Annotated in this window: 19 protein-coding genes; 8 read left to right on the plus strand and 11 right to left on the minus strand. The window is 72.2% G+C overall.

What is annotated here, in order from left to right:
- Positions 1–66: 66 nt before the first annotated feature.
- Positions 67–1,380, minus strand: a complete 1,314-nt coding sequence (locus tag ACIPY5_RS18615; protein ID WP_400973426.1) for an MFS transporter — start codon at positions 1,378–1,380, stop codon at positions 67–69.
- A 92-nt stretch (positions 1,381–1,472) separates the two neighbouring features.
- Between ACIPY5_RS18615 and ACIPY5_RS18620 the strand changes: the two genes are divergently transcribed.
- Positions 1,473–2,078 carry a TetR/AcrR family transcriptional regulator gene (locus tag ACIPY5_RS18620; protein WP_309340407.1) on the plus strand — a complete coding sequence of 202 codons (606 nt, stop codon included), beginning with the start codon at positions 1,473–1,475 and terminating at the stop codon, positions 2,076–2,078.
- Positions 2,079–2,174: 96 nt separating this feature from the next.
- Positions 2,175–4,025: a sulfatase-like hydrolase/transferase gene (locus ACIPY5_RS18625; protein ID WP_400973429.1), complete on the plus strand. Its 1,851-nt coding sequence runs from the start codon at positions 2,175–2,177 to the stop codon at positions 4,023–4,025.
- A gap of 26 nt (positions 4,026–4,051) precedes the next feature.
- On the opposite strand, the gene ACIPY5_RS18630 is transcribed toward ACIPY5_RS18625, so the two are convergent.
- On the minus strand, positions 4,052–5,173 hold the full coding sequence (locus ACIPY5_RS18630; RefSeq protein WP_309340411.1) for a helix-turn-helix domain-containing protein: 1,122 nt from the start codon (positions 5,171–5,173) through the stop codon (positions 4,052–4,054).
- A gap of 113 nt (positions 5,174–5,286) precedes the next feature.
- On the opposite strand from ACIPY5_RS18630, the gene ACIPY5_RS18635 reads away from it, so the two are divergent.
- Genes ACIPY5_RS18635 through ACIPY5_RS18650 form a run of 4 tightly spaced genes read left to right on the plus strand, consistent with a single transcriptional unit; the run spans position 5,287 to position 12,142 of the window.
- Complete coding sequence (locus ACIPY5_RS18635) at positions 5,287–6,561, plus strand: MFS transporter (protein WP_400973433.1); 1,275 nt, start codon at positions 5,287–5,289, stop codon at positions 6,559–6,561.
- Between the two features lie 25 nt (positions 6,562–6,586).
- Positions 6,587–8,218: a family 20 glycosylhydrolase gene (locus ACIPY5_RS18640; RefSeq protein WP_400973436.1), complete on the plus strand. Its 1,632-nt coding sequence runs from the start codon at positions 6,587–6,589 to the stop codon at positions 8,216–8,218.
- 35 nt (positions 8,219–8,253) lie between these two features.
- Positions 8,254–10,677, plus strand: a complete 2,424-nt coding sequence (locus ACIPY5_RS18645) for a beta-glucosidase (protein WP_400973439.1) — start codon at positions 8,254–8,256, stop codon at positions 10,675–10,677.
- Positions 10,678–10,696: 19 nt separating this feature from the next.
- Positions 10,697–12,142, plus strand: a complete 1,446-nt coding sequence (locus ACIPY5_RS18650; RefSeq protein WP_400973441.1) for a glycoside hydrolase family 1 protein — start codon at positions 10,697–10,699, stop codon at positions 12,140–12,142.
- Between the two features lie 89 nt (positions 12,143–12,231).
- Here the strand turns inward: ACIPY5_RS18650 and ACIPY5_RS18655 are convergent, their stop codons facing one another.
- The 5 genes from ACIPY5_RS18655 to ACIPY5_RS18675 all read right to left on the minus strand — a co-directional run bounded on the left by ACIPY5_RS18655 (position 12,232) and on the right by ACIPY5_RS18675 (position 16,257).
- Positions 12,232–12,573 carry a DUF202 domain-containing protein gene (locus ACIPY5_RS18655; RefSeq protein WP_309340422.1) on the minus strand — a complete coding sequence of 114 codons (342 nt, stop codon included), beginning with the start codon at positions 12,571–12,573 and terminating at the stop codon, positions 12,232–12,234.
- Positions 12,570–12,932, minus strand: coding sequence for a DUF202 domain-containing protein (locus ACIPY5_RS18660; RefSeq protein ID WP_309340424.1), 363 nt, complete (start codon positions 12,930–12,932; stop codon positions 12,570–12,572). The genes ACIPY5_RS18655 and ACIPY5_RS18660 overlap by 4 nt, the downstream gene beginning before the upstream one ends.
- Positions 12,929–13,927 carry a formylglycine-generating enzyme family protein gene (locus ACIPY5_RS18665; protein ID WP_400973445.1) on the minus strand — a complete coding sequence of 333 codons (999 nt, stop codon included), beginning with the start codon at positions 13,925–13,927 and terminating at the stop codon, positions 12,929–12,931. Before ACIPY5_RS18665 ends, ACIPY5_RS18660 begins: the two co-directional genes overlap by 4 nt.
- A gap of 78 nt (positions 13,928–14,005) precedes the next feature.
- On the minus strand, positions 14,006–15,088 hold the full coding sequence (locus tag ACIPY5_RS18670) for an ATP-binding protein (RefSeq protein WP_309340430.1): 1,083 nt from the start codon (positions 15,086–15,088) through the stop codon (positions 14,006–14,008).
- A 53-nt stretch (positions 15,089–15,141) separates the two neighbouring features.
- The gene (locus ACIPY5_RS18675) at positions 15,142–16,257 is read right to left on the minus strand and encodes a hemin ABC transporter substrate-binding protein (RefSeq protein WP_400973449.1); all 1,116 of its coding nucleotides are present in this window, start codon (positions 16,255–16,257) and stop codon (positions 15,142–15,144) included.
- 49 nt (positions 16,258–16,306) lie between these two features.
- Here ACIPY5_RS18675 and ACIPY5_RS18680 point away from each other — a divergent pair, with 49 nt between their 5' ends.
- Together ACIPY5_RS18680 and ACIPY5_RS18685 are read left to right on the plus strand one after the other, a co-directional pair.
- On the plus strand, positions 16,307–17,401 hold the full coding sequence (locus ACIPY5_RS18680) for a FecCD family ABC transporter permease (RefSeq protein ID WP_400973451.1): 1,095 nt from the start codon (positions 16,307–16,309) through the stop codon (positions 17,399–17,401).
- Entirely contained in the window at positions 17,398–18,177 is a 780-nt protein-coding gene (locus ACIPY5_RS18685) for a heme ABC transporter ATP-binding protein (protein WP_400973454.1), read from the plus strand. Before ACIPY5_RS18680 ends, ACIPY5_RS18685 begins: the two co-directional genes overlap by 4 nt.
- 37 nt (positions 18,178–18,214) lie before the next feature.
- Here the strand turns inward: ACIPY5_RS18685 and ACIPY5_RS18690 are convergent, their stop codons facing one another.
- From ACIPY5_RS18690 to ACIPY5_RS18705, 4 genes are all read right to left on the minus strand, one after another.
- Positions 18,215–19,009 (minus strand): HtaA domain-containing protein, encoded by a 795-nt coding sequence (locus ACIPY5_RS18690; protein WP_400973457.1) that lies wholly within the window; start codon positions 19,007–19,009, stop codon positions 18,215–18,217.
- A 64-nt stretch (positions 19,010–19,073) separates the two neighbouring features.
- Positions 19,074–21,509 carry an HtaA domain-containing protein gene (locus ACIPY5_RS18695; protein WP_400973459.1) on the minus strand — a complete coding sequence of 812 codons (2,436 nt, stop codon included), beginning with the start codon at positions 21,507–21,509 and terminating at the stop codon, positions 19,074–19,076.
- A 165-nt stretch (positions 21,510–21,674) separates the two neighbouring features.
- Positions 21,675–22,658, minus strand: a complete 984-nt coding sequence (locus ACIPY5_RS18700; protein ID WP_400973462.1) for a biliverdin-producing heme oxygenase — start codon at positions 22,656–22,658, stop codon at positions 21,675–21,677.
- 94 nt (positions 22,659–22,752) lie between these two features.
- Complete coding sequence (locus tag ACIPY5_RS18705) at positions 22,753–24,729, minus strand: bifunctional lysylphosphatidylglycerol flippase/synthetase MprF (RefSeq protein WP_400973464.1); 1,977 nt, start codon at positions 24,727–24,729, stop codon at positions 22,753–22,755.
- Positions 24,730–24,818 lie beyond the last annotated feature (89 nt).

Genomic DNA, 24,818 nt, shown 5'->3' on the forward strand with positions numbered 1-24,818 from the left:
CCGCACCGCCCGCTCGGTCGGCGAAGCGGCCCGTCCCTCCGGGGACGGGCCGCTTCGCCGTCTCCGTCAGCGCACGGATCGGATGAACTGGTTGACGACCGCTCCGATGATCGCGATGATCGCGCCCCCGATGAAGAGCGCCGCGTAGTTGTCGCCGCCGCCGATCATCAGGAACAGCGGCGCCGTGACCGGGACGAGCGTCTGCGGCAGCACGTTCGCGAGATGCAGCACGCCCATGTCCTTCGCGACGTCGCCGCGGGAGGGCAGCACCTCGGCGATGAGCGCCTGATCGACCGCCAGATACGCGCCGAGCGCGAGTCCGGCGACGACCGCGGCGATCACGAACACCGCGAACGAGGGCGCCATCGCGGCGACGACGTGCGCGATCGCGACGACGATCGCCGAGATCAGCACGAACATCTTGCGTCGCCCGAGCCGATCGGACAGCCGTCCGAGCAGGATGCTCGTGGGGATGGTCGTCGCGGCGCCGATGAGCGTGAGCAGGAGCACGGCCGGCCCGACGTTCGCCTGGGTGAACCCGAAGCGATCGAGCAGGAAGTAGAGCTGGTAGTTGGCGAGGGTCGTGTTGCCGAATGTCACGAGCAGGCGCGAGACCCAGGCGAGGGCGAAGTCGGGGGCCTTGCGCGGGCTCGTCCAGAACGCCTTCAGGAACAGCAGCAGGTCGAAGGGGGCGACGTCCTCGCGACGCAGCCGGCGGTCCTTGAGCACGAAGAGGAACACGGTCACGAGCACGAGCAGCGCGATGCCGGGGATGAGGATCGCGGCGGTGAGATTGGGCAGGAACGCCTGCGCGAGGAACGCACCGGCGACGCCGGCGAGGACCTGGGTGATCCCGATGAGACCGGAGACCCGGCCGAGCTGGCGCCGCGGCACCTGGTCGGGGATGACGGGGTTGAGGCCGGCGAGCAGGATGTTGAACGTCAGCTGGGTGAGCGCCCACGCGCCGACCAGCATCGGGATGTTCGAGGCGAAGGCGAGCCCGATGAGGCTCGCCGCCCCCGTCACCATCCCGCCCAGGATCCACGGGCGGCGCATGCCGAAGCGGCTCGAGGTCCGATCGCTCAGGGCGCCGAAGATGTTCTGCGCGACGAGGGCGACGAATGCGCCGACCCCCAGGACGAGCGAGAGACTCGTAGCCTTGCCTGCCGGATCGATCTGGTTCACCTTGAGCGCGAGCGTGATGCCGGTGGCGGGAAGCAGCGCCGTCCAGGTGCCGAGGAAGGCGAAGAACAGCGATGTCTGGAAGCCGGCCGTGACGAGCCTCTCGGGCGCCGCAGGCGGCTGCGGATCTCGGGCCGTCACGGAGGCCGTCGCGGCCATCGGATCGAGGGGTGCGGCATCGGTGCGGTTTTCGTCCACGGCGGTGTGGCCTTTCTCTGGCGGGTCCTCCATATTTACCGAGTACTCAGTCGATAGCGCAAGATCTCCGCCGAAATCGATACGATCAGGACATGACGGATCAGTCGACGCCGACCCGGCGCACCAGGGCAGCCCGCCTCAACCCCGAGGAGCGCCGGGCGCAGATCCTGGACGCGGCCGTCGCCGTGTTCGGGCGCCAGGGCTACCGACAGGGATCCCTGAAGACCGTCGCCGACGAGATCGGGCTCACCATCCAGGGGCTGCTGCACTATTTCCCCACGAAGGAGGACCTGCTGCTCGCCGCCCTCGAGCGCCGCAACGAGGCGGATCAGGAGGCCCTCGACGCCGCGTACGCGAGCGGCGGGACCCTCGAGTCCTGCCGCCACATCCTGCGCCGGAACCTGGAACGCCCTGGATTCATGCGGCTCTTCGTGACCCTCGCCGCAGAGGCGACGGATCCCGAGCATCCCGCCCACGACTACTTCCTGCGGCGCTACCGCGGGGCGGTCGTGCAGTTCAGGGACTATCTGCGCCGCGACGTCCGCGCCGGGCGGCTCGCCCAGGACCTCGACGCCGAGGACGCGGCGTCGCAGGTCATCGCCCTCATGGACGGACTGCAGCTGCAGTACCTGCTGCGCCCGGGCTTCGACCTCATCGCCGCCTTCGATGCGGCCGTCGCCCCGCTCACGCGGGACTGACCTCCCGCGGCGCGCCCCGCGGATCACGGCACGGTTGGCTGTTCTCATCCTCTCTGTTATAACTACTGAGTACTCGGTAGTTAGAAAGAGGTCGACGTGGACTCGGATAAGCGCCCCAATGTGCTCTGGATCGTCTCGGAGGACTGCCCGCCGTGGTTCGGCTGCTACGGCGACCGGCTCGCCGCGACCCCCGCGATCGACGCGCTCGCGGAGCGCGGCGTCGTCTTCACGGCGGCGAGCTCGCCCGCCCCGGTGTGCGCCCCTTCGCGGTTCGGCCTGCTCACCGGCATCGCTCCCGAGAGCCACTCCCCCGCCGACCGGATGCGGTCCTCGGCGTCGGTGCCGGACTGGATGACCACCTATCCGGAGCTCTTCCGGGACGCCGGCTACTACTGCACCAACAACGCCAAGACCGACTACAACGCCTCCTTCGACCCCGACGCGATCTGGGCGGAGAGCTCGGCGACGGCGCACTGGCGCAACCGTCCAGAGGGCGCGCCGTTCGTCGCGGTGTTCAACTTCGACGCCTCGCACGAATCCGCGGTGTTCGACGAGGACTCGCCGTTCATGGCGGCGCTCGCGCCGTTCCTCGCCCAGATGGACCGGAAGCCCTTCCCTCCCGCGATCCCCCTCGACGCCATCGAGGTCCCGCCCTATCTGCCGGACGACCCCGCGGTGCGCCGCGACTTCTCCGTCTACTACTCCGCGGTCGCCGCCTACGACGCGTTCGTCGCGGGCCTCCTCGCCCAGCTCGAGGAGGACGGGCTCGCCGAGGACACGATCGTCCTGCTGACCTCCGACCACGGCGGGGTCATGCCGCGCAGCAAGAGATTCCTCTACGAGGAGGGCGTGCACGTGCCCCTCGTGATCGCGACCCCGCAGCGACTCGGCGCGCCTCTGGGCGCCCCCGGCACGCGCGTCCCCTCACCGGTGTCGACGCTCGCGATCGCCCCCACCCTGCTGGGTCTCGCCGGGCTCGACGCTCCCGCGCACATGGGCGCCGAGCCCCTCACCCGCACCCTGCCCGCTCATGCGTACAGCGCGCGCAACCGCATGGACGAGCGCTACCAGCTGGCGCGCACGGTGCGCAGCGGGCGGTACCGCTACATCCGCAACTACACGCCGCACCGCCCGCATCTGCAGCATCAGGCGTTCGCGTGGAACGCCGCGGGCTACCGCGCGTGGGAGCGGGCGCATCTGGACGGCCGGCTCGACGCCGCGCAGGAGCGCTGGTGGCGCCCCGCCCCGGGGGCGGAGCTGTACGACCTCGAGAGCGACCCGCACGAGGTCGTGAACCTCGCCGGATCCGCGGCGCATGCGGAGGTGGAGCAGGAGCTGCGCACCGCGCTGCGCGCGCACATCCTCGCCGTGCACGACAACGGGTTCCTCGCCGAGGACTCGCCCGCGCGGGGCTGGGACGAGAGCCGCGCACCGGGCGCGTATCCGCTCGAACGCGTGCTCGCGCTCGCCGACCGCGGCGCGGATCGGGACGCCTCGGCCGTCGAGGACTTCCTCGCCGCGCTGCGGGATCCGGATCCGACGGTGCGGCGCTGGGGCGCGATCGGCCTGCTCGCCCTCGCTCCGGATCCGGCCCCGGGGCCGGCGGCCGTGGCCCTGCGGCGAGTCCTCGAGGATCCGGACCCGTCCGTCGTGATCCCCGCCGCCGAGGCGCTCGCCCGGATCGCCGGCGACGAGGCCGCGTACCGCGTGCTCGCCGGGATCCTGCGGGACCACGACAGCGTGTGGTCCCGGCTCGAGGCGGCGAACGCCCTGACCTTCCTCGATCTCGACCGCGTCCGCCCGCACCGCGACGCCGTCGAGACCGCGGCCGGGTGCGGACACGAGTACCTGGGGAGCGCCGCCCGGTACCTGCTGTTCCAGCTCGACGGGACCTACACGCCGGACTCCGTGGTGTTCGACGCGAGCGCGATCCTCTCGGCGCGCTGACCCGCCGGCACCCGCGCGGGAGGCGGTCAGCGCCGGGCGCCGGAGCGCACGCGGCTGAGGATCCCCTGCAGCAGCGACGATGGATCCACGAGCTCCGGCTCGTAGAGCCAGGCGATGAGGATCCCGAGGCAGGATCCGACGACCCAGTCGGCCTCGATCGCGGGGTCGCGCACGCCCTCGTCCGCGAGCATGCCTTCGACCGATGCCCGGGCGGCGGAGAGGCGCTCGCGGAAGAACACGTGCGCCGGGTGGGACGGCACGGTCGCCTCGCAGATCAGGACCACCTCGGCCGCGGTGACCCACCTCGGCCGGGCGGTGAGCCCGAGCACCTCGGCATGATCCGCGGGCGCGCCGAAGAGCCCGGAGAGCACGGCGTCGAGGAGCGCGCGCTTCGTCGGCGCGGTGTGGATGAGCGCGGCACGGGTGATCCCCGCATCGTCGGCGACGGCTTGCATCGAGGTCTCGTAGTAACCGTGCGCGGCGTACTGTCGCGCGGCCGCGGCGATGACCTCGCCGTCGTCCGCGGCCCGCGGGGAGGCCTCGGCGGGGACGACGGGTTCCGCGGCGGCGGTGGCGGGGAGATCGCTCTCGTGCCGTGCGAGCTGACCCACGAGATCGATCTCGCCCGGGAAGTAGAGCCAGAGGATCTGCAGCCCCTCCCACCCCGCGACGAGCAATCGCAGCTCCCGCTCGCGCTGCGCCGCGGTCGATCCCAGAGCCGTGTAGGAATCCACCGCGAGAGCGATGCCGGCGCGACGGCGCTCCAGCATGAGCGCGTGCCCCGGGTGCGTCGGGCTCGTGCCCTCTCCGAGCAGCGCGGTGAACAGCTCGATCCAGCCGGGCACGGCCTGCCCCGCCCGCGCGATCGCCGACGCCGACATGACCTCCTCGCCCTCTGCCCCGCGACGCTCCCAGCGCGCCGCGCTCTCGGCGTCCAGACGGGCGATCAGGGCCGTGAGGATCTCACCGCGGGACGAGAAGTAGCGCAGCACGGCGGGGTGCGAGACGCCGGCCGCGCGCGCGATGTCCCGCAGCGAGGTCGCCCGGTAGCCCTGCGCGATGAACAGCTCGTGCGCCGCGTCCAGGATCCGTTCGACCCGTTCGCGTCCCGTGCGGTAGCTGCCGCGCGCCTTCGTCTCGTTCTCCATGATCGATCGAGTCTTGCAGATCCGAATACTTACCACTACGGTGGTGACACTGTCCGAGAGTGACGATGCTCCCGGAATCAGGATCCCCGAGTCCTTTCGCCCTGGAGACATCGATGTCCACCAACGCTGACGCCCCCTCGCCCACGATCGAGCGCGACCCCCGCCTGTCAACGGACAAGCTGCCCGTCGACCTGCGCCGCCTGTTCCGCCTCGCGCCGTTCGCCGCCGCGGCCGCCCCGATCGCCTACGGCGTCGCGGGCTTCTTCATGGCGATCCAGGTGCAGGGGTTCGACCCCGCCGCCAAGGTCCAGCACCTCGCGCTGATCAACTCCCTGTCCGCGATCGCGGCGATGCTCGCGCAGCCGGTCTTCGGCGTGCTGTCCGATCGCACGCGTTCGCGATGGGGATCCCGGCACCCCTGGATGCTGACCGGCGCCGCGATCGGCACGGTCGGCCTGCTCACCGCCGGCCTCGCGCCGAACCTGGCGGCCCTCACGGTCTGCATGCTCGTGGTGCAGTTCGGGTTCAACGCGTGGCAGGGCCCGTTCTCGGCCCTGCTGCCGGACCGGGTGCCGGAGCGTTTCCGCGGCCGCTACTCGACGTTCGTCGGGCTCGGGGTGCTGCTCGGCGCCGTGATCGGACCGATCCTCGGCTCCTTCTTCGTCCGCCGGATCCCGCTCGGATATGCCACCGTCACGGGACTCGTCGTGGTGCTCATCCTGCTCTTCACGCTCCTGGTGCGCGGCCGCGACAACCGCGGCGAGCCGCGCCGACCGTTCTCGATCGGCGCGTTCCTCTCGGCGTTCTGGGTGAACCCGGTCCGCCACCCGGACTTCTTCTGGGGGTTCACGGGCCGGATCCTGCTCTTCGGCGGGTACTACATGACCTCGACGTACTCGCTCTACATCGCGCAGGACTACATCGGTCTCACCCTGTCCGAGGCGACCGCCCTCGTCCCGCTGCTGAGCCTGATCGCCCTCCCCGGGCTGCTCATCGCGACCGCCGTCTCCGGCCCCCTCTCGGACCGCATCGGCCGCCGCAAGCCCATCGTCCTCGTCGCGGGCCTGCTCATCGCCCTCGGCGCCGCGATCCCGTTCCTCGTCCCGACCGTCACGGGCCTCATCCTGCAATCCGTCATCGTGACGATCGGCTTCGGCGCCTTCGTCGCCGTCGACCAGGCCCTCATGGCCACGGTGCTCCCCGACCCCGAGGCCTACGGCAAGGATCTGGGCGTGCTGAACCTCGCGGCGACGCTCCCCGGCACGATCGCCCCCGCCGCGGCCGGCTTCCTCGTGATGTCGCTCGGCTACGGGCCGCTGTTCCTGGTCGTCGGAGCGATCGGCATCGCCGGCGCTCTCGCGGTCCTCCCCATCCGCACCGTGCGCTGAACCCGCCTGACCAGAGGACATCTCGATGAACCATCCCGCCGCCCTGCTCCTGCCCGCACCGCGCCTCGCCGAGGAGCGCGACGGGATCCTCTCGCTGTCCGACGGCGCCCCCGTGACCGTGGCCTCCCCCGACCTCCTCCCGCTCGCGGATCTCCTCGTCGAGAGCCTGCACGCGGCGACCGGCGTGCGGCCGAGCGCACCGCGCACGGGAGCGTCGGCGCCCGGAGGGATCCATCTCCTCGTGGAGCCCTCCGACGAGGGGATCGCCGCGATCCCGCCTGCTCGCGGCGTGAGCCCGGACGGGTCGCCCCTCGACACCGAACGGTTCTCGGTCCTCGTCGACCCGGACGGCGCGGGCCTCGTCGGCAGCGGGGCGGCCGGCCTGCATCACGCGACGACGGTGTTCCGCGCCCTCGCGGAGCAGTCGCCGCGTCAGGGGTCCGCTCTCTCGATCCCGGCCGTGCGGATCCTCGACGGCCCGGCGCTGGCCTGGCGGGGACTCTCCTTCGACGTCGTCCGCAACGCCTTCTCCCGCGCGGAGGTGCTGCGGGTGATCGACCTGCTCGAGCGGTACCGGATGAACGTGCTGCACCTGCACCTGACCGACGAGCAGGGCTGGCGCCTCGAGATCCCTTCGCGGCCCGCCCTCACCCCGCCCGGTACCCCGTACTTCTCGGAGGAGGACTTCAGCGCGATCGTCGCGCATGCGTCCGCCCGGCACATCACCGTCGTCCCCGAGATCGACATGCCCGGTCACAGCGGAGCCGCGATCGCCGCCTACCCCGAGCTGTCGCCCACCGGCATCGCCCAGCCCGTGATCGCGGACCCGATGGAGGCGACCGCGCGGATGGCCGCCGAGGACTTCGCCCCGCAGTTCCTCGACCCGCGCAAGGACGAGGTCTGGGCGTTCGTGGACGAGGTGATCGGCGCCGTCGCCGCCCGCACACCGGGCCCGTACCTGCACATCGGCGGCGACGAGGCCTTCGGCATGCCGCAGGAGCTGCACGACGCGTTCGTCACCCGTACCAGGGAGATCGTCCGCGCGCACGGGAAGGAGCCCGTCGGCTGGCAGGAGACGGTCCGCTCCGCCGCCGAACCCGGCGAACTCGTCCAGCTCTGGATCGGCGAGGACCCCCTCCCCGACGCCGGAGAGAACCCCTTCTTCCGCATGCTTCCGCCCCGGCTCATCGACATGCTCGCGACGACGTTCGGCGAGGCCGGGGGCGACCCTCGGCGGATGATCGCGCAGCGCGCCAGGGTCATCATGTCCCGCACGGACGTCGCATACCTCGATGCCCCCTATGCCGAACCGTCCGCGGAGCCGGAGGAAGAGGCCCTGCGTTCCCGGCTCGGCCTCCCGACCTATCCGGCGGTCACGATCGAGAGCGTCGCGACCGCTCGGATCCCCGGCTTCGACGAGGACTCGGATCTCGACATCATCGGCTTCGAAGCGGCCATCTGGTGCGAGACGGTTCAGAGCTTCGACGACCTGACCTTCCTGCTCCTCCCCCGCCTGCCCGCGCTCGCCCAGCGCGCCTGGGACGCGGGCCCCGCTCGCCCGTGGGAGGACCTCCGCCCCCGTCTCGCCGCGCAGGAGCCGCTCTGGCGCCGCGACGGCCTCGCCTTCTTCGCCGCGCCCTCCGTCCGCGGACGCTGACACCCCGACCGCCCCTACCCGAAAAGGATGACCGCATGACCCCCGATCTGCCCGCACTCGTATCCCGGCTCTCCCTCGCGCAGAAGGTGACCCTTCTGACCGGTGCCTCGACGTGGACCCTCGCCTCCGAACCGGCCGTCGGCCTGGCGTCGATCATGGTCTCCGACGGCCCCACCGGCGTCCGCGGACCCGCGATGGACGACCGGGATCCGTCCGCGAGCCTCCCCTCCGCCACCTCGATCGCCGCCGCCTGGGATCTCGATCGCGTGCGCCGGCTCGGGAAGCTCATCGCCGCCGAGGCGCGTGCGAAGGGCGTGGGAGTCGTGCTGGGCCCGACGATCAACCTGCACCGCTCCCCGCGCGGCGGCCGGCATTTCGAGGCGTACAGCGAGGACCCGTGGCTGACCGGCGAGATCGCCGCCGCGTACATCGAGTCGCTGCAGGCCGAAGGCGTCGCGGCCACGCCCAAGCACTACATCGCGAACGACAGCGAGACCGAGCGGGAGAGCGTCGACGTCATCGTCGACGAGCGCACGCTGCGCGAGCTCTACCTCGCCCCGTTCGAGCGGGCCGTGCAGGCGGGCGCCTGGATGGTCATGTCCTCGTACAACAAGGTCAACGGCGCGCACGCCGCATCGAACGATCTGCTGCGCACCCCGCTGAAGGACGAGTGGGGCTTCGACGGCGTCGTGGTCTCCGACTGGAACGGCGTGAAGGACACCGTGCAGAGCGCCAACGCCGCGCAGGACCTCGTCATGCCGGGTCCGGACGGCCCGTGGGGCGCCGCGCTCATCGCAGCCGTGCAGGCCGGCGAGGTCCCCGAATCCGCGCTGGACGAGAAGGTCGAGCGCCTGCTGCGTCTTGCGGCCAGGATCGGCGCACTGGAGGGGGCGCCCGCGGCGAAGGACGTCCCGGCATGGACGGCGCCCGCGATCGCCGAGCTGCTGCGCGAGGCCGCCGCGGACGGCATGGTGCTCATCCGCAACGACGGGACGCTGCCCCTCGAAGGCGCGCCGAAGGTCGCGGTGATCGGCCAGCACGCCCAGCACGGCCGCGGTCAGGGCGGCGGTTCCGCGATGGTGTTCCCGGCGGTCGAGCACTCGCCGTGGGACGGCATCGCCGAGGCGTTCCCCGGCGCCGTCGCGGCACCGGGTCTGCCGCCCGTCGCCGAACTGCGCCCCTTCTCCCGGGGAGCCCTCACCACGCCCGACGGCGAGGCGGGGACGCAGGTGCACTACATCGGCGAGTCCGGCGAGGAGTTCGGCGCCGAGACGTTCCCCTCCGGACGCTTCGGCTGGCTCTTCGCCCCCGAACTGGCCCGGTCCCAGCGGCTCGAGTTCCGCACCGTCTACACCGCGGAGCAGTCCGGCCCGCAGCGGATCGGGTTCGCGGGCCTGGGCCGCGCGACGCTCCGCATCGACGGCGAGACCGTGGTGGACGAGGAGATCGCGCCCCTGGCCGACGACCTGGTCTCCGGGGTGCTGCATCCGCCCGTCCGCTCCGCCGAGGTCGACCTCGAGGCAGGGCAGCAGGTGCGGATCGAGCTCGATCTCGTGCCGTTCCTGCCCGGGGGCTTCCCGTTCGCGATGATCCTCCTCGGCACCGAGAGCGTCTTCGGCGATCCGGCCGCCGAGCTTCAGCGCGCGATCGACGCCGCCAGGGACGCGGACGTCGCGATCGTCGTGGTCGGCACGAGCGACAGCATCGAGTCCGAGGGCTTCGATCGCCCGACCCTCGCTCTTCCCGAGGGTCAGGACGACCTCGTGCGCCGGATCGCCGCCGTCAACGACCGCACGATCGTGGTCGTGAACTCCGGCGCCCCCGTGCTCATGCCGTGGATCGACGAGGTGGCGGCGGTGCTGCTGAGCTGGTTCCCCGGGCAGGAGTTCGGCACCGCCCTCGCCGATGTGCTCCGCGGCGCCGTGGAACCGGGCGGCAGGATGACCACGACCTGGGCCCGCGCGCAGGAGGACGTGCCGGTGTGGAACACGACCCCGCAGGACGGCAGGCTGGCCTACGACGAGGGTCTGCACATCGGCTACCGCGCCTGGGGGGCACGCCCCGACGGCCCCGTGCCCGTCGCACCCTTCGGGTCGGGACTCGGATACACGCGATGGCGCATCGCCGACGAGAAGGCCATCCTCTCGGACGAGGGCGCGCGGATCTCCGCGACCGTGACCAACGTCGGCGGCCGCAACGGCAAGCAGGTCGTCCAGGCCTTCGTGTCCCGCGTGGACGACTCCGCGATCGACCGCCCCGCGCTCTGGCTCGCGGGCTTCGCGACGGTCCGTGCCGCGGCGGGGGTCGCCACCCCGATCGCCATCGAGATCCCGCGGCGGGCATTCCAGCACTGGTCGGTCGAGGAGCATGCCTGGATCGCCGAACCAGGGCGCTACGCCGTGCGGATCGGCGCCGGCGTCGACGCCCTCGGCGACGAGCACATCATCACGATCGACTGACGAGAAGAGGAGACGGATCATGTCACGAGTACCGGAAGGGTTCCTCTGGGGAGCCTCCACCGCCGCCCACCAGGTCGAGGGGAACAACACCTCGAGCGACATCTGGCGCTGGGAGGGCGACGGCTTCCTCGCCGAATACTCCGGCGACGCCGACGACAGCTACCACCGCTACCCCGAGGACATGCGTCTGCTGGCCGAAGCCGGGTTGACCGCCTATCGGTTCAGCATCGAGTGGGCGCGGATCGAGCCGGAGCGCGACCGCTGGTCGCTCGCCGAGCTCGCCCACTACCGCCGCATGATCGACACCGCCCGCGAACTCGGACTCGAGCCGGTCGTGACGCTCCACCACTTCACCTCGCCGTACTGGTTCGCCGAAGCCGGCGGCTGGATGGGGGACGAAGCGCTCGATCGCTGGCGCCGCTACGTCGAGAAGGCGTCGACGATCCTCGACGGCGTCGAATGGGTGTGCACCATCAACGAGCCCAACATGGTCGCCCTCATGCAGAAGTTCCTCGCCGGGACCGTGTCCGGAGACGGCGAGGGCCTCACGCTCGCGCATGACGGGCCGTTGACCCCGGACCCCGCGCTCGGCGAACGGATGGTCGAGGCGCATCGGGTCGCGACCGCGGTGCTGCGCGAGCGCACCACCGCGAAGGTCGGCTGGACCATCGCCCAGCAGGCGTTCACCCCGACCCCGGGGAACGAGGAGGTGTTCCGCGAGACCACGTGGGCGTGGGAGGACCTCTATCTGGAGGCCTCGCGCGGCGACGACTTCGTCGGCGTGCAGTCGTACACGACCCAGCCGGTGAACGAGCACGGGCCCGTGCCTCATCCGGCGCACCCGGACAACACGCTCACCGGATGGGCGTATCGTCCGGATGCTCTCGGCCTGGCCCTCCGGCATGCACACGAGGTGACGGGTCTTCCCCTGCTCGTGACGGAGAACGGCATCGCGACCGGGGATGACGAGCGCCGCATCGCCTACACGACCGAGGCCCTCCGGCATCTCGCCGCCGCGGTCGAGGACGGGATCGACGTCCGCGGCTATCTGCACTGGTCGGCGCTCGACAACTACGAGTGGGGCCACTGGGCTCCGACGTTCGGGCTGATCGCGGTCGATCGGGAGACCTTCGCGCGCACGCCGAAGCCGAGCCTCGCCTGGCTGGGCGAGGTCGCCCGCTCCGGAGCATCCGGGATCCCCGCCGGGACCGCCTCCTTCGCCGCGGATCCGCCGGCCGCATCCGGGGCGCCGGCGCTGTTCTCCCGGGATTCCCCCTTGGGCGACCTCCTGGACGATCAGCGCAGCAGGGCCCTGCTCGAGGCCGCGGCTCCCGGGATCGGCGCGCACCCGATGATCGGCATGGCGCGGGCCTTCCCGCTCGCCGCGATCGCCGGCATGGCGAAGGATGTGCTCTCGGCGGAGGCGCTCGACGCCCTCGACGAACGCCTCCGCGCGATCGTCTGATCCGCCCCGCGCACCAGTGCCCCGGGTCGCCCTCTCCGGAGGGCGGCACGGGGCGCTTCGTCGTCCCCGTCAGCGTCCGACGAAAGCGTTCATCCGCGGCCGAGCACGAATAGCAGGCAGAGCACGCCGACGAGCAGCGTCGCGCCGGTCAGCGCGGCGACCGGCCAGCCCGAGCGCAGCACCACCGGCTCGGTCGAGGTGAGCGCCCGGTGCTGGCGCCGGTAGCGCCGGTGCGAGCCGACCAGCACGATCAGCGCCAGAGCGAGACCCGCGAATCCGAGCACGAGTGCGGCGCCGCCGATCACCGACGGCAGGATCCGCATGATCACGACGGATCCCCCGGCGAGCGCGAGCGCCGTGCGCCGCCAGGCCAGAGCGGTGCGCTCGGGCTGCAGGCCGGGGTCGAAGACCCGCTCGGGTTCGCGGGTCACGCCAGCAGCACCCCGAGCAGCACGAGCACTCCGGTCGCCACGACCACGACGGCGAGAGGGATCGCGATCCACGGCGGTCCCAGCGGAGTCGACTCCCGCAGCGAGCGCTCGGTGCGCATCCAGCCCAGCCACGCCTGGACGGGCGTCAGCAGCCCGGCCACGATGAGCAGGATCGAGGCGGCGTGCCGGAAGCCCGGGTGCATGCCCAGCCCCAGGGCCTCGAGTGCGACGCCGCCCGCGAGCAGTGCGAGGGAGGTGCGGATCCAGGCGAGGAACGTGCGCTCATTCGCGAGGGTGAAGCGGGCGTCCGGCTCCTCGCCGCGGTCGTAGACGCGCCGGGGGAAGCGGCTGGTGCTCATGCGTTCTCCGTTCGGAGCGAGACGGTGCGGAATCCGGCGTTGCCCATCGACGAGTCGGGCGTGTTCGAGCTCCGCGCGGAGTTGCGGTAGCGGTTGCAGTAGGAGATGTGGCACAGGTAGCTGCCGCCGCGCAGCACGCGCGCCATGCCCAGCGACGGGCCGCGCGGGTCCGCCTCGGCCGAGCGCTCGTATGCGCGCGGATCGAACCAGTCCGCGCACCACTCCCACACGTTGCCGACCGGCTGGAAGAGCCCGTACCCGTTGGCGGCGAAGGCGCGCACGGGAGCGGTGGTCAGCCAGCCGTCCTCGAGGGTGTTCTCGCGCGGGAACGAGCCCTGCCAGATGTTCGTGCGCCAGCCGCCGTCGTCCGGCTCCTGGTCGCCCCAGGGGTACTTCGCGCCGTCGAGTCCGCCCCGGGCGGCATACTCCCACTCCGCCTCGGTGGGCAGGCGCCGGCCGGCCCAGGCGCAGTAGGCCAGGGCGTCGTTCCAGCTCACGTGCACGACGGGGTGGTCGGCGAGCGCGTCCAGATCCGAGCGGGATCCGCCGGGGTGCGCCCAGTCCGCGCCGCGCACGCCGTACCACCAGGGCGTGCCGGCGGCCGGGCCCATGATGTCGGCGTCGGAGGCGCTCACGGCCAGGTGGAACACGGCGGAGAAACCGAAGGTCTCGGCCTCTGTGCGGTAGCCGGTGTCCTCGACGAAACGGGCGAAGTCGGCGTTCGTGACCGTGGTCGCATCGATCTCGAAGGCTTCGAGCGCGACCCTGTGTCGGGGCGTCTCGCCGTCGCCCCGGTTCTCATCGCCGGACGAATCGCCCATGACGAAGGATCCGGCGGGAATGCGCGCCTGCGCGATCGCATGCCGGCCGGCCGCGTCTCCCGCCCCCGCCTCCCGCGCGCCGAGCAGCGGAAGCGTCGCGCGACCGCCGGAGAGCACGTCGCGCGGCGGAGCGCCGCAGGCGCAGTCGGGACCGCAGGAGGTCGATTCACCCATGGGATCCATCTTCCTCGCTGTCGCGCCTGCGGGCGAAACCGGCGCGTGCTCTCCGCACCGCGCGGCGGACCGAGGCTGTCAGCGCAGCGCGATCGGCACGTCGGATCCGCCCTCGTGGGTGAGCCGGGACCCCATCTGCACGAGCTGCGGCTCGGCGGCGAAGCCGCCTGCGAAGAGCGCCTGCCCCTGCGCGAACCGCGGCGAGCGCTCCAGGATCTCGCGCGGAGCGAAGCCGAACACCTCGCCGAGCTCGGCGAGATCGCGCTCGGAGCTCATCTTCATGAGGGCGAGGTTGTCGCACTGGGAGATGACGTTCGGGTGCACCTTCGAGGGGCGCTGCGTCGACAGCAGCAGCCAGAGTCCGTACTTGCGCCCCTCCGCCGCGATCTGGACGATGCGGTCGGTGAGCAGCCGCTGCAGCGGCGTCGCCGCCTCGGGACCGCAGAGGTTGTGCGCCTCGTCGATCACGATGAGCCGGCCGACGCGCTCCTGACGCCGCGCCCAGAGCTCGTCGAGCACGGCGAGGGCCGCGGTCTGCATCTGCGCGGGCGTCGCGAAGTGGCCGAGATCGACCACGGTGGCGTCGGCGCGGTCCCCCACGATGTCCGTGACGTCCCTGCGGTCCCAGGCCCACATGTCCCAGTCCGGGAGGCCGAGGTTCTCGATCCGCGTCGCGATGCGGGCGTAGCCGGGGTCCCCGGTCGAGCGCAGCCACTCGACGACGGGCGCCTCCTCGTCGACGAGGTACTGGGTGTCGATCCGCAGCATGAGGTTGTAGTCCTCGGCGTCGCGGATCGGATCCAGCTGCAGCATCGCCGCCCGCGCGCGGATGTCCAGGTCGACGAAGCGCACGAGCAGCCGCTGCGTGTGGCCCGGCGCGGAGTGCAGGACGCGCACATCGCGCTCCCGGAGCAGGTCCGCCTCCGCGGCGGGTGCGTCGTCGCGCACCTTCCCGAGCGACACGAAGTCCGAGTTCGGATCGAACACGACCAGCGGCAGCCGGGTGTGCAGCAGCAGCTGCTCGAGCAGCACGCCGAGCGCGTAGGTCTTGCCGGATCCGCTCTGCCCGCACCAGAACGTGTGACGGTTGAGTCGCGACGCGTGCAGGAAGGCGGGGGCGTCGGAGTCCAGGAGCGTGCCGATGGGCAGTTCAGCGGGCATGCTCGACATCCTAGGGAAGCCGTCGGGCGACGACGGCGTCGAGCTGCTCCGCTCTAGCCGGACGCGCCGCTGTCCGGTGCGTAGAGGGCGCGCGCGAGACCGTCCATGATGTCGGGGAGCAGCGTTCCCGCCGCGAAGATCCGGGTGTCCTCGGCATCGATGATCCTCCGGTGCTCGCCCGCCGTGGTCAGGGCGATGCTGGGCTGCGCGGCGAGCAGGCCGTCGATGCCGCCCGCGCTCTCCAGTCCCTTCGTCATGACGAGGATCACGTCGGGGTCGATCTTGACGAGGGCTTCCGGCGTCAGCGGCCGCTCGCCGACCCACCCGGCTTCGGATGCGGCGTCGACCGCGCCGACCGAGGAGATCAGGCTGTCCGCTCCGCTCCCCTTGCCGAACAGGTAGTACACGCCCGCGGTGCCGCGCACGTAGAGGAACACGACCCGCGGTCGCCGGGACGGATCGTCCGGCAGCAGCCGAGCGATCTCCGCGGTCTTGCTCCCGATCGCGGCGCGCAGGGCGCCGTTCACCGTCTCGGCGGCCGGGGCGATGCCGAGCGCCGCCGCCACCTGGCCGATCGCGCGGTAGGTGCTCTCGGCATCCGTCGCCCGATCGATCGTGACGACCGGGATCCCGGCGTCGCCGAGCTGGAGCACGACGTCGGTGGGGCCGATCGAGCCGTCGGTGAGGATCAGGGTGGGCTTCAGCGCGAGAACGGCCTCCGCATCGATCGTGTGGCCCTTCTTGGTGACCACGGGAAGCGCCGCCGTCTCCGGCAGGTCCGTGGAGACGTCGCGTCCGACCAGATGATCGCCGAGCCCGAGCGCGTGCACGAGCTCGGCGACCGTGCCGCTGAGCGAGAGCGCCACGATGCGGGACGTGTCTCGCACGGTCACCTCGCGTCCGCCGCCGTCCGCGGACTGCACGGTGGCGGGAAGCCGCGGCGCCGGTGCGGTGATCGGCGGCATCGTCGGCCCGCCGATCACGACGGTCGAGGGTCCCTCGACCGTCCGCGGGTTCTCGACAGGGGTCAATGAGGCGAGGGCCGGAAGTGCGGGCCGGGACGATGCCGGTGCCGCGAGCTGCGCGGCTCCGGTGTCGCAGGCGGCGAGCGCCAGCGCGAGGAAGGCCGTTCCGATCGTCGCCGCGATCCGTCTGGTCGTTCGCCTCACACCCGCACCCTTCGACAATGGTTAAGTAAGCCTAACCTAAGATGATTCCATGCTCTCTTCTCCCCCGGCGCCCCCGGCGGCGGCCCTCCCGCCGCGCGCACCGAGGCCGCGCGCCCGCCGTGCACGGGTTCTGGTGCCCGCCGCACTCGGCGCCGCGCTCCTCGCGGCGGTGATCCTCTCCGCCGGCGTCGGCCAGCTCGCCGTGGCTCCGGCCGAGGTGCTCGGCGCACTGCTCCGCCCCCTCGGCGCGACCGCCCTGCCGCAGCCGGAGGAGATCGCGACGGCGACCCTGTGGTCGATCCGCTTCCCGCGCGTCGTGATGGCGATGCTGGTCGGTGCGGCGCTGGCCGTGGCGGGCCTGCTGATGCAGGCGGTCTTCGGGAACCCTCTTGCCGAGCCGGGCGTGGTCGGCGTATCCTCGGGCGCCGCCGTCGGCGCGGGCGTGTGCATCGTCTTCGGCCTGAGCGCGCTGGGCCCGTGGACCGTGCCGACCTTCGCCTTCCTCGCCGGGCTCGGCGTCAGCCTCGCCGTCTATGCGCTCAGCCGCGCGGGCGGGCGCACCGAGGTCATCACGCTGATCCTCACCGGCATCGCCGTGAACGCGGTCGCCGGCGCGGCGATCGCCCTGCTCACCTTCCTCGGCGACACCCAGTCGCGGGAGCAGATCGTGTTCTGGCAGCTCGGCAGCCTCGCGGGGAGCCGTTGGCCGCAGGCGGCCGTGATCCTGCCGCTCCTGCTCATCGGGATCCTGATCGCCCTGCTCATCGCGCACCGGCTCGATCTGCTCTCGCTCGGCGAGCGCACCGCAGGGCATCTCGGCGTGCACGTCGAACGGCTCCGCCTCGGGACGATCGTGCTCGTCGCGCTGCTGGTGGGGGCGGCGGTCGCCTTCGCCGGGATCATCTCGTTCGTGGGGCTGGTGGTCCCGCACCTCATGAGGATGCTCCTCGGCCCCGCGCATCGTCCGCTGATCGTGGCGAGCGCCCTGGGCGGCGCCCTCCTGCTCACCCTCGCGGACCTCGACGCGCGGACGATCGTGCCGATGGCCGATCTGCCCCTGGGAATCCTGACCTCGCTGATCGGCGGCCCGTTCTTCTTCTGGCTCCTGCGCCGCACCCGGCGATCCGCGGGAGGCTGGGCATGAGCGCGACCGTGGCCGAGCTGCGAGCGGTGCAGGTCGCGCGCGGCGGGAGGGCGCTGCTCGACGGCGTCGATCTGACCTTGCACGCGGGCGAGGTGCTGGCGGTGCTCGGCCCCAACGGCGCCGGGAAGTCGACCCTGCTGGGCGTGCTCGCGGGAGACCTGCACCCCGATTCGGGGGAAGTCCTCATCGACGATCGCCCGCTGTCGGACTGGCGCGTCGGGGATCTGTCCCGGCGACGCGGAGTGCTGCTGCAGGAGAACAGCACGGCGTTCCCCTTCGTGGTGCACGAGGTGGTGCGGATGGGGCGCGCACCCTGGCGTCGCACGCCGAGATCCGAGGAGGACGACGAAGCCGTCTCGGAGGCGATCTCCGCCGCCGACATCGGCCCGCTGGCCGAGCGCGCCGTGCCGACGCTGTCCGGCGGCGAGCGGGCGCGCACCGCGTTCGCGCGCGTGATCGCCGGCCGCACGGGGATGCTCCTGCTGGACGAGCCGACCGCCGCCCTCGACCTCGGGCATCAGGAGGCGCTGCTGTCTCTCGCCCGAGCGCACGCGCGGGCCGGAGACGCGGTGCTGGTCATCCTCCACGATCTGAATCTCGCCGCCGCCTTCGCGGACCGCGTCCTGCTGCTGCAGGAGGGGCGCGTGGCCGCGTGCGGGACGCCCGCCGAGGTGCTGACCGAGGCCACCGTGTCGACCGTCTACCGCACGCCGGTCGAGGTGATCCCGCACCCGGTCACCGGCCGTGGCATCATCCTGCCGCGGCGCCCGATGTGAAGGGCGCCGCGGCAGGGTGCCGTGCCGCGGCGAACGCTCAGCGACGCCGGCGGATCGCGATCGCGGTGGCGACCGCCCCTCCCCCGACGACGACGGCGCCGAGCGTGATCGGGATCCACGGCACGGCCCCCGGCGTGCCGGCAGCATCCGCCGCCGGCACCGCCGTCTGCGACGGCGACGGGGCGAGGGTCGACACCGGGACGGGCTCCGGAGCGGGGCAGGAGAGCTGCACGGTCGCGGTGACCGGATCCAGTTCCTCTCCTTCGGCGTAGAAGCCGCCGAACGCGGGTGCTCCCGCGGCGCTCAGCGCCAGCGGCGCTGCGCTGAGGGTCAGCGCTCCCGCCGCGGCATCGACCGCCGGTGCCGCCGCCAGGGTCCCGATCTCCGCCTGTTTCGCGTCGATCGCGGGAGCGCCCGAGGTGTCGGTGCCGCGCACGTCGAGGAGCAGCGTCGCTCGGCCGTCGCCGCCGATCTGCAGCGTCGGCGACGCGATGGTGAGGTCGAGGATCCCGCCGTGGCCCGTGAAGTGCACGGAACCGGGGAAGCCGACGCGTCCGGCCCCGCTGACGGGGTCGATCTCGCCGGTCGCCCCGGTGAAGGCGAAGGCGGGTGTGGCGTAGGTCGCGCCGTCGCCCGCCTCCCAGCCCCCCTTGGCGATGCTGCCCGAGATGTAGGAGCGGAAGGACTCCTTGACGCCCCAGGTGAGCGTTCCGCCCTGCACCGTGCAGGAGGCCGAGGCGGGTGCGGGCGTCGCTGCGCCGGCCGTGGGGGCGACGACGAGGACTCCGCCGAGCAGCAGAGCGGCAGCGGCGGACAGGCGTGCGATGTTCATGAAGCCTCCATGCGCGGGGATGCCCGCCCGTCATCCGCCGGGCGGGCATCCTTCGGCGTGTCGATCAGGCCGCGCGACGGCGGCGGACGGCGACCAGGGTCAGACCGGCGAGGAGCATCAGGACGCTCATCGCGATCGGGAAGGCCGGCGAGTCGCCGCCGGTCATCGCGAGGGATCCGCTCGCGGCGTCGGTCGTCTCATCGCAGGGCGTCTGCGCGCCGAGCGCGACGCGGAACGAGATCGGATCGAGCGCCGTGCCGGCCTCGTAGAACCCGGCGAACGCGGTCGCGCCCGCGCTGGTGAGGGTGGCACGAGCCCCCTGCACCGACACGCTCGATCCGGAGATCTCCGCAGAGCCGAAGGACAGATCGGCGAAGTGCACGGTTCCGCTCGTCGCCGGCTTGCCGGTGGTGTCGGTCGAGGTCACCTGCGCGTAGAGCGCGGCGGATCCGGATCCGTTGAGCACGATCGTCGGCGAGGCGAGCCGGAAGTCGAGCAGTCCATTGTGCCCGGTCGCGGTGATCGCGCCCGAGAAGACGATCCGGCCGCGCGCGCCGGAGTCCGTGTTCAGCGCTCCGCTGCTCGCGGAGAAGGATCCTCCGGAGAAGGCGCCCTTCGCGATCGGGCCTTCGACGTAGGAGCGGAAGCTCTGCTTGAGCCCCCAGTCGAGGCCGCCGCCGTCGACCACCCGCGCGACGCAGGCCGGGATCGCCGGGCCGCTCTCCGCGGGGGTCGAGGGCGTGACCACCGGGGCCTCCGGGTTCGGCGCCGCACCGACCGTGAAGGCGCGGGTCAGGAATGCCGTTCCGGGTGCGGGCTGGACATCGCGGAAGACTCGCAGTTCGTGCGCACCGGTCGGGAAGCCGGCCGGGACCGTCCACGCCGCGCTCGCGACGCCGGAGGCGTCCGCGACGGCTCGGCCCGCATCGATCGGGTCGGAGTGCACCTCGAAGCGCACGGCGTCGCCCTGCTTCAGGTCGGAGACCCGGAACGTGACGGTGTCGCCCGGGCGCGCCTGGACGCCGACGGGGAGGATGACCTCGGCCGTGGGCTGGGGCTCGGGCTGGACGGGGCGGTCGCCGCGGAACTCGAGCGGCACGCCGATCTCCTGAGCGGCGTTCTTCTGCCCGCCCGCGGCGTAGGTGTAGACGCCGTAGGAGCCGGTCGCACCGTCGACGGGCTTGAGCGTCGTGCGCCAGGCGAAGGATCCATCGGAGGCGAGCTCCGCCCACTGCGCCCGCACCGTCTCGCGGTACTGCGCCGGGATCGCCTCGAGCGTCGCGGCTGTCAGCGCCCATCCCTGGGTCGCGACCTTGCGCGTGGTCGAGGCGGCGCCCTGCGAAGGCCGCCAGTCCGCGCCGAAGCTGCCGAACACGACGTAGTCGCCCTGAGGAAGGTTCGCGGGGACGGGCACGCCGCGACCCCCGACGTTCGCGGCAGGATCGAATCCGGTGCCCTTCACCACGATCTCATCGCCGGTGTAGAGCGGCGTCCGGCCGGCGGGCGTGACGCCGTCGGCGAGGAAGACCTGGACGGCCGGGGTGAACGTGCCCGGCTCTGGCTCGGTCGTGCGCCCGGTCACCGTCACGGTGACGATGTCGGACGCCGAGGACTGGAACGCGGCGGGGTCGGCCGGAGCGAAGCTCGCATGGATGGAGTGCGCTCCTGCGGTCAGGCCCGAAGCGGTCGTCGACGCGGCTCCGCCCGCCGCCGTTGCGGTCCCGATCACCTCGTCGCCGTCGCGGAAGGTCACCGTCCCCTCCGCGGCGGGCGAGACGGTGGCGGTCAGGACGGTGCTGCCGCCCTCGTCGAAGCGATCGGGCGCCGCGGCGAGCACCGTGGCGGTGGGGGCGGCCGGCGCCTGCACCGTCGCGGTCAGCGTGAGCGGATCCAGCGCCGTCCCGGCCGCGTAGAAGCCGCCGAAGGCCGCCGCGCCCTCCGCCGTGAGCGTGACGGCCGCGTTCGCCCAGGTGTAGGTCGTGCCGGAGACCTGCGGGGACCCCAGGGCGACCGTCGCGAACTCCACGGCGTCGTGTGTGAAGAGCTCGCCGGGCTCGGTCGTGCTCTTGAACTCGCGTCCTGTGACGTCGAGCAGCAGCGTCGCCGCGCCGCCCGAGATCACGACCTGCGGGTGCGTGAACGTCAGATCCAGCGCGTTCACCCCGTTCATGGCATGACCGGTGAAGTGCACGCCGTCCCCCTCCCCGAACTCGACGGAGGCGGTGCCGAGGTCGGCGGAGGCGGTGCCGCCGCCCCCCGGCCAGTGGAAGCCCGCGCCGGTGGACCCGATGGTCTGCACCTGGCCGTGGGCGATCGGGCTCTTCACGTAGCCGACGAACGAGGACTTCACGCCCCAGTCCAGGGATGCCTCGGACAGCGTGCTGTCCGAGGGCGCTGCGGCGGCGGCCGCAGGCGCCAGAAGGGCGCCGACGGCGAGCGCCGCGGTGGTGACGAGGGTGAGCAGGGCTCTCGGCCTGCGCACGGGACTGATGGTGTTCACGACGGACTGTTCTCCTCACAGGAGGTCGATCTCGGGGCGGATGGGGAACGGTTCAGCAGATTCTCAACCTTTACTTAGGTTAGCCTCACCTAATCTGTCCGTGCAAACACGAAGCCCCCGGCGGTCAGGCCGGGGGCTTGGTGAAGAGCGCGAGTCGGGTTCGCGTCAGGCGGGAAGTCGTGCCGCCCCGAGATCGAGGAACACCTGCGTGTTGAACCGGTACGCCGCCCGCACCTCGTCGAGCATCCGCCCCTGCTCGTCGGCGCTCAACCGCTCTCCGAGCGCGTCCAGCACCCGGCGATACGAGTCCTTGAACACGGCGGGGTCGCCCACGGCCGTGAAGTCGTAGAACGAGACACCGGCACCATCGAGGTCGAATCGCCCCGCGACGCGTCGCGCGATCGCCTGACCACCGGACAGGTCTCCGAGATAGCGCGTGTAGTGGTGGGCGACGACGCCCGCGAGCCACCCCTCGGTGGCGAGTTCGCGGATCCGCGCGGCGTAGGCCTCGGTCGCCGGCACCGGCCTGATCTCGGCGCGCCAGTCCGCTCCGAGCAGACGGGCGAGATCGCGCTCGAGCGCGACCACCCGCCCCAGCCCTTCGGGGTGCAGTGCCGCGAGGAGCGGATCGGCGGCGAGGAGCCGGGCCGCGTCGTCGAGCGCCTCGTAGAGGAACCAGTGCTGAGCCGCCAGCTCGGCGTACTCCCGCACACCGCTGCGGCCGCGCATGATGTCCGTCATGAACGTGGCGCCCTCGCTGTCACCGTGGTCGGTCCACGTCGCCTCGCGAAGTCGGCGGGCGAACCCCTCGGGAGCCCCCTCCCCCGCGGCGTGCCCGTGCGGCGGCGCCGCATGCTCCTCGCGCGCGGGCACGCCGAGGCGCTCGCACGCCGCACGGTAGAGCATCACCACGGCGCGGCGGATCTGCGGACGCTCGGAGAGCGGAGCACCCGGCCAGGGCACGATGAGCTCGTGGTCGCCGCCCGCATCCGAGACCCGCCAGCGACCCGCCGCCGCATCGAGCCCGATCATCGTCGCCGACGCCGCTCCGGGATATCCCCAGGCACGCGCGATCAGAACGTTGTCGTCGGCGTGGTCGCCGTTCATGTGGGCGGTCACCGCCGCGACGACGGCATCATCGAAAGACATGGCGTTCTCCTTGGTTAGGTAAGGCTAACCAATTCAACCACGGATGCTCTGGGATCACAGCGCTACCTCGTCGGGCCTCCCCGGCTCAGCGCCGTCAGGTCGGCACGCGCAAGGCGCGGACGACGTGCGTCAGCGTGAGCGTCGGCACATAGGTGCGCAGCAGTGCGGGGCCGATCCGGGGAAGCTGGAGCGGCTGCGGGTAGCTCATCCACAGCGGCTCATGCCGTGCCCCGAACTTGGCTTTGAAGCGCTCGAGGGACGCGAATCCGTAGCTGGGCTCCAGCAGCAGGGACATCCGGCGGGACATCCAGCCGATCTGCTGCCCTTCGTGCGGTGCCAGCGGGGTTCCGGAGAGACCGATTCTCCGAAGCCCGTCCTCCGCCGCCTGGCGGACCGTCGAGACGATCGCGAACTCCATCGCGCCGGGCATCGCTCCGCGATCGCGACGCATGACATCGAGCGTCCACCCGATGAGTTCGCCGTCTCGATGAAGGGGAAGCCAGCTCGTCACGACCTGCACGCGACCGTCCGCTCCGATCGCGAGCATCAGGCGCACCGCGGGATCGGTCAGCTCTGCGAGCCCGCCGAGGGTGAAGCCCATCTCGGGCAGGCGCTTGCCGTCGACCCAGGCCGTGCAGAGCGCATCGACCTGCGCACGGATCGCGGGCGCGCTGTCCGCGTAGGAGGTCCACACCGCCGTGAGGCCCTCGCGATCGGCTCTGTTGACCGCCGTGCGGAGATCCTGCCTGCGCTTGCCGCTGAGCGTGAACCCGTCCACGTCGAGGACCGCGTCCGTGCCGACGGCGATGCGCGCCCAGCCCTGCCCCTGCAGCGTCGTCGCCGCCTCGTCATGGATGCTGTAGAACACCGGCGTCCACCCCCGCGATTCGCAGAACTCGGCGAACGAACGCAGCGCGCGGGGCGGGTCGTCGGAGATCGGATCCCCGACGGTGAAGGCGATTCCGTCGCGGACGCGGTAGGCGACCGCCGCCCCGTCCTCCCCGAACCACAGTGAATTGCCCGCCCAGGTGGCCATGTGCGCGAACGTCGAGTCCCCCGACCGCCTCAATGCCGCGTGCAGCCGCCGGCGGTCCAGGTCCGTCACGGGAGGGGCCGGCCGACGGATGACCTTGCGCGCCCCCAGCGCCAGGAGCAGGACGGCCAGAGCGGGAAGGCCCCCCGACAGCAGCAGCACGACCTGCCATTCGGTCTCGGCCGCCGTGACGCCCTGCCAGACGAACCCGCCGTCGAGGATCGGACGCACGATCAACTCGATCGCGGTGACCACGGCGACCGCGGCGAGAGCGGTGCCGCCCAGGACGACGCCGAGCATCCGGCCCCGCATGATGAGCGCCGCGCTCACGGCGAGCAGCAGGGCCGCCACCGGCGCCGCGCTCGCGTCGACGACGGCGCCGGTCCAGGCCAGCACCCCGGTGGCGTTGGGAACGACCGACCCCAGCGCCAGCGCGCTCGCCACGACCACCAGCACCGCCGCCAGGGCACTGCGCCAGCGCGTCTGCACGCTGGGCCGCCAGCCCGTGCCGGGAACCGCCGGACGGCCGATCATCGCCACCAGTCCTGCGGCGAGCACGGCGAAGACCCGCGCCACATCGGATGCATGACCCGACAGCAGCAGCAATGTGACGACGCCCGTTCCGACGATCCAGCGCAGAGTGCGTCGAGTCGCCGGCCTGAGCCGGCTGGACACCGCGAACAGGAGAGCCGCGCTGGTCACCGACGGCGTCCACGCCTGATAGCTCAGCGCCTCCTGGGACATCGGCTCGCCGAGGACGGCGGCCGCCGCCAGCACGCCCCATGCGGCCACGACTCCCGCGGCGGTCGCGGCGGTCGCGACGCTGAGCGCCCATCGGGTGCTCACCCATCGCTCCGCCAACGCGACCGACACGAGAAGCAGGATCCAGGACAGAACGCTGAAGTGCGCGCCCTTGAGCTCCACTTCGCTCGCCCAGGTGGCTCTCGCGACGACCGCGCCCAGCGCCGCGGCGGAGAGGGCCAGCGACAGCGGGTAGCGCAGAGAACCCCTGGCGAGACGAGACAGAACATGGCGCATGAGACCAGTCCATCGAGTGCCCCGCCGGGAGTCGTCACCCGATCGGCGTATCCGCATCCGTCGATCGGCGGGGATCGGGTCCGTCTGGC

This window comes from Microbacterium sp. NPDC089698, from assembly GCF_044749045.1.
Lineage (GTDB): Bacteria > Actinomycetota > Actinomycetes > Actinomycetales > Microbacteriaceae > Microbacterium.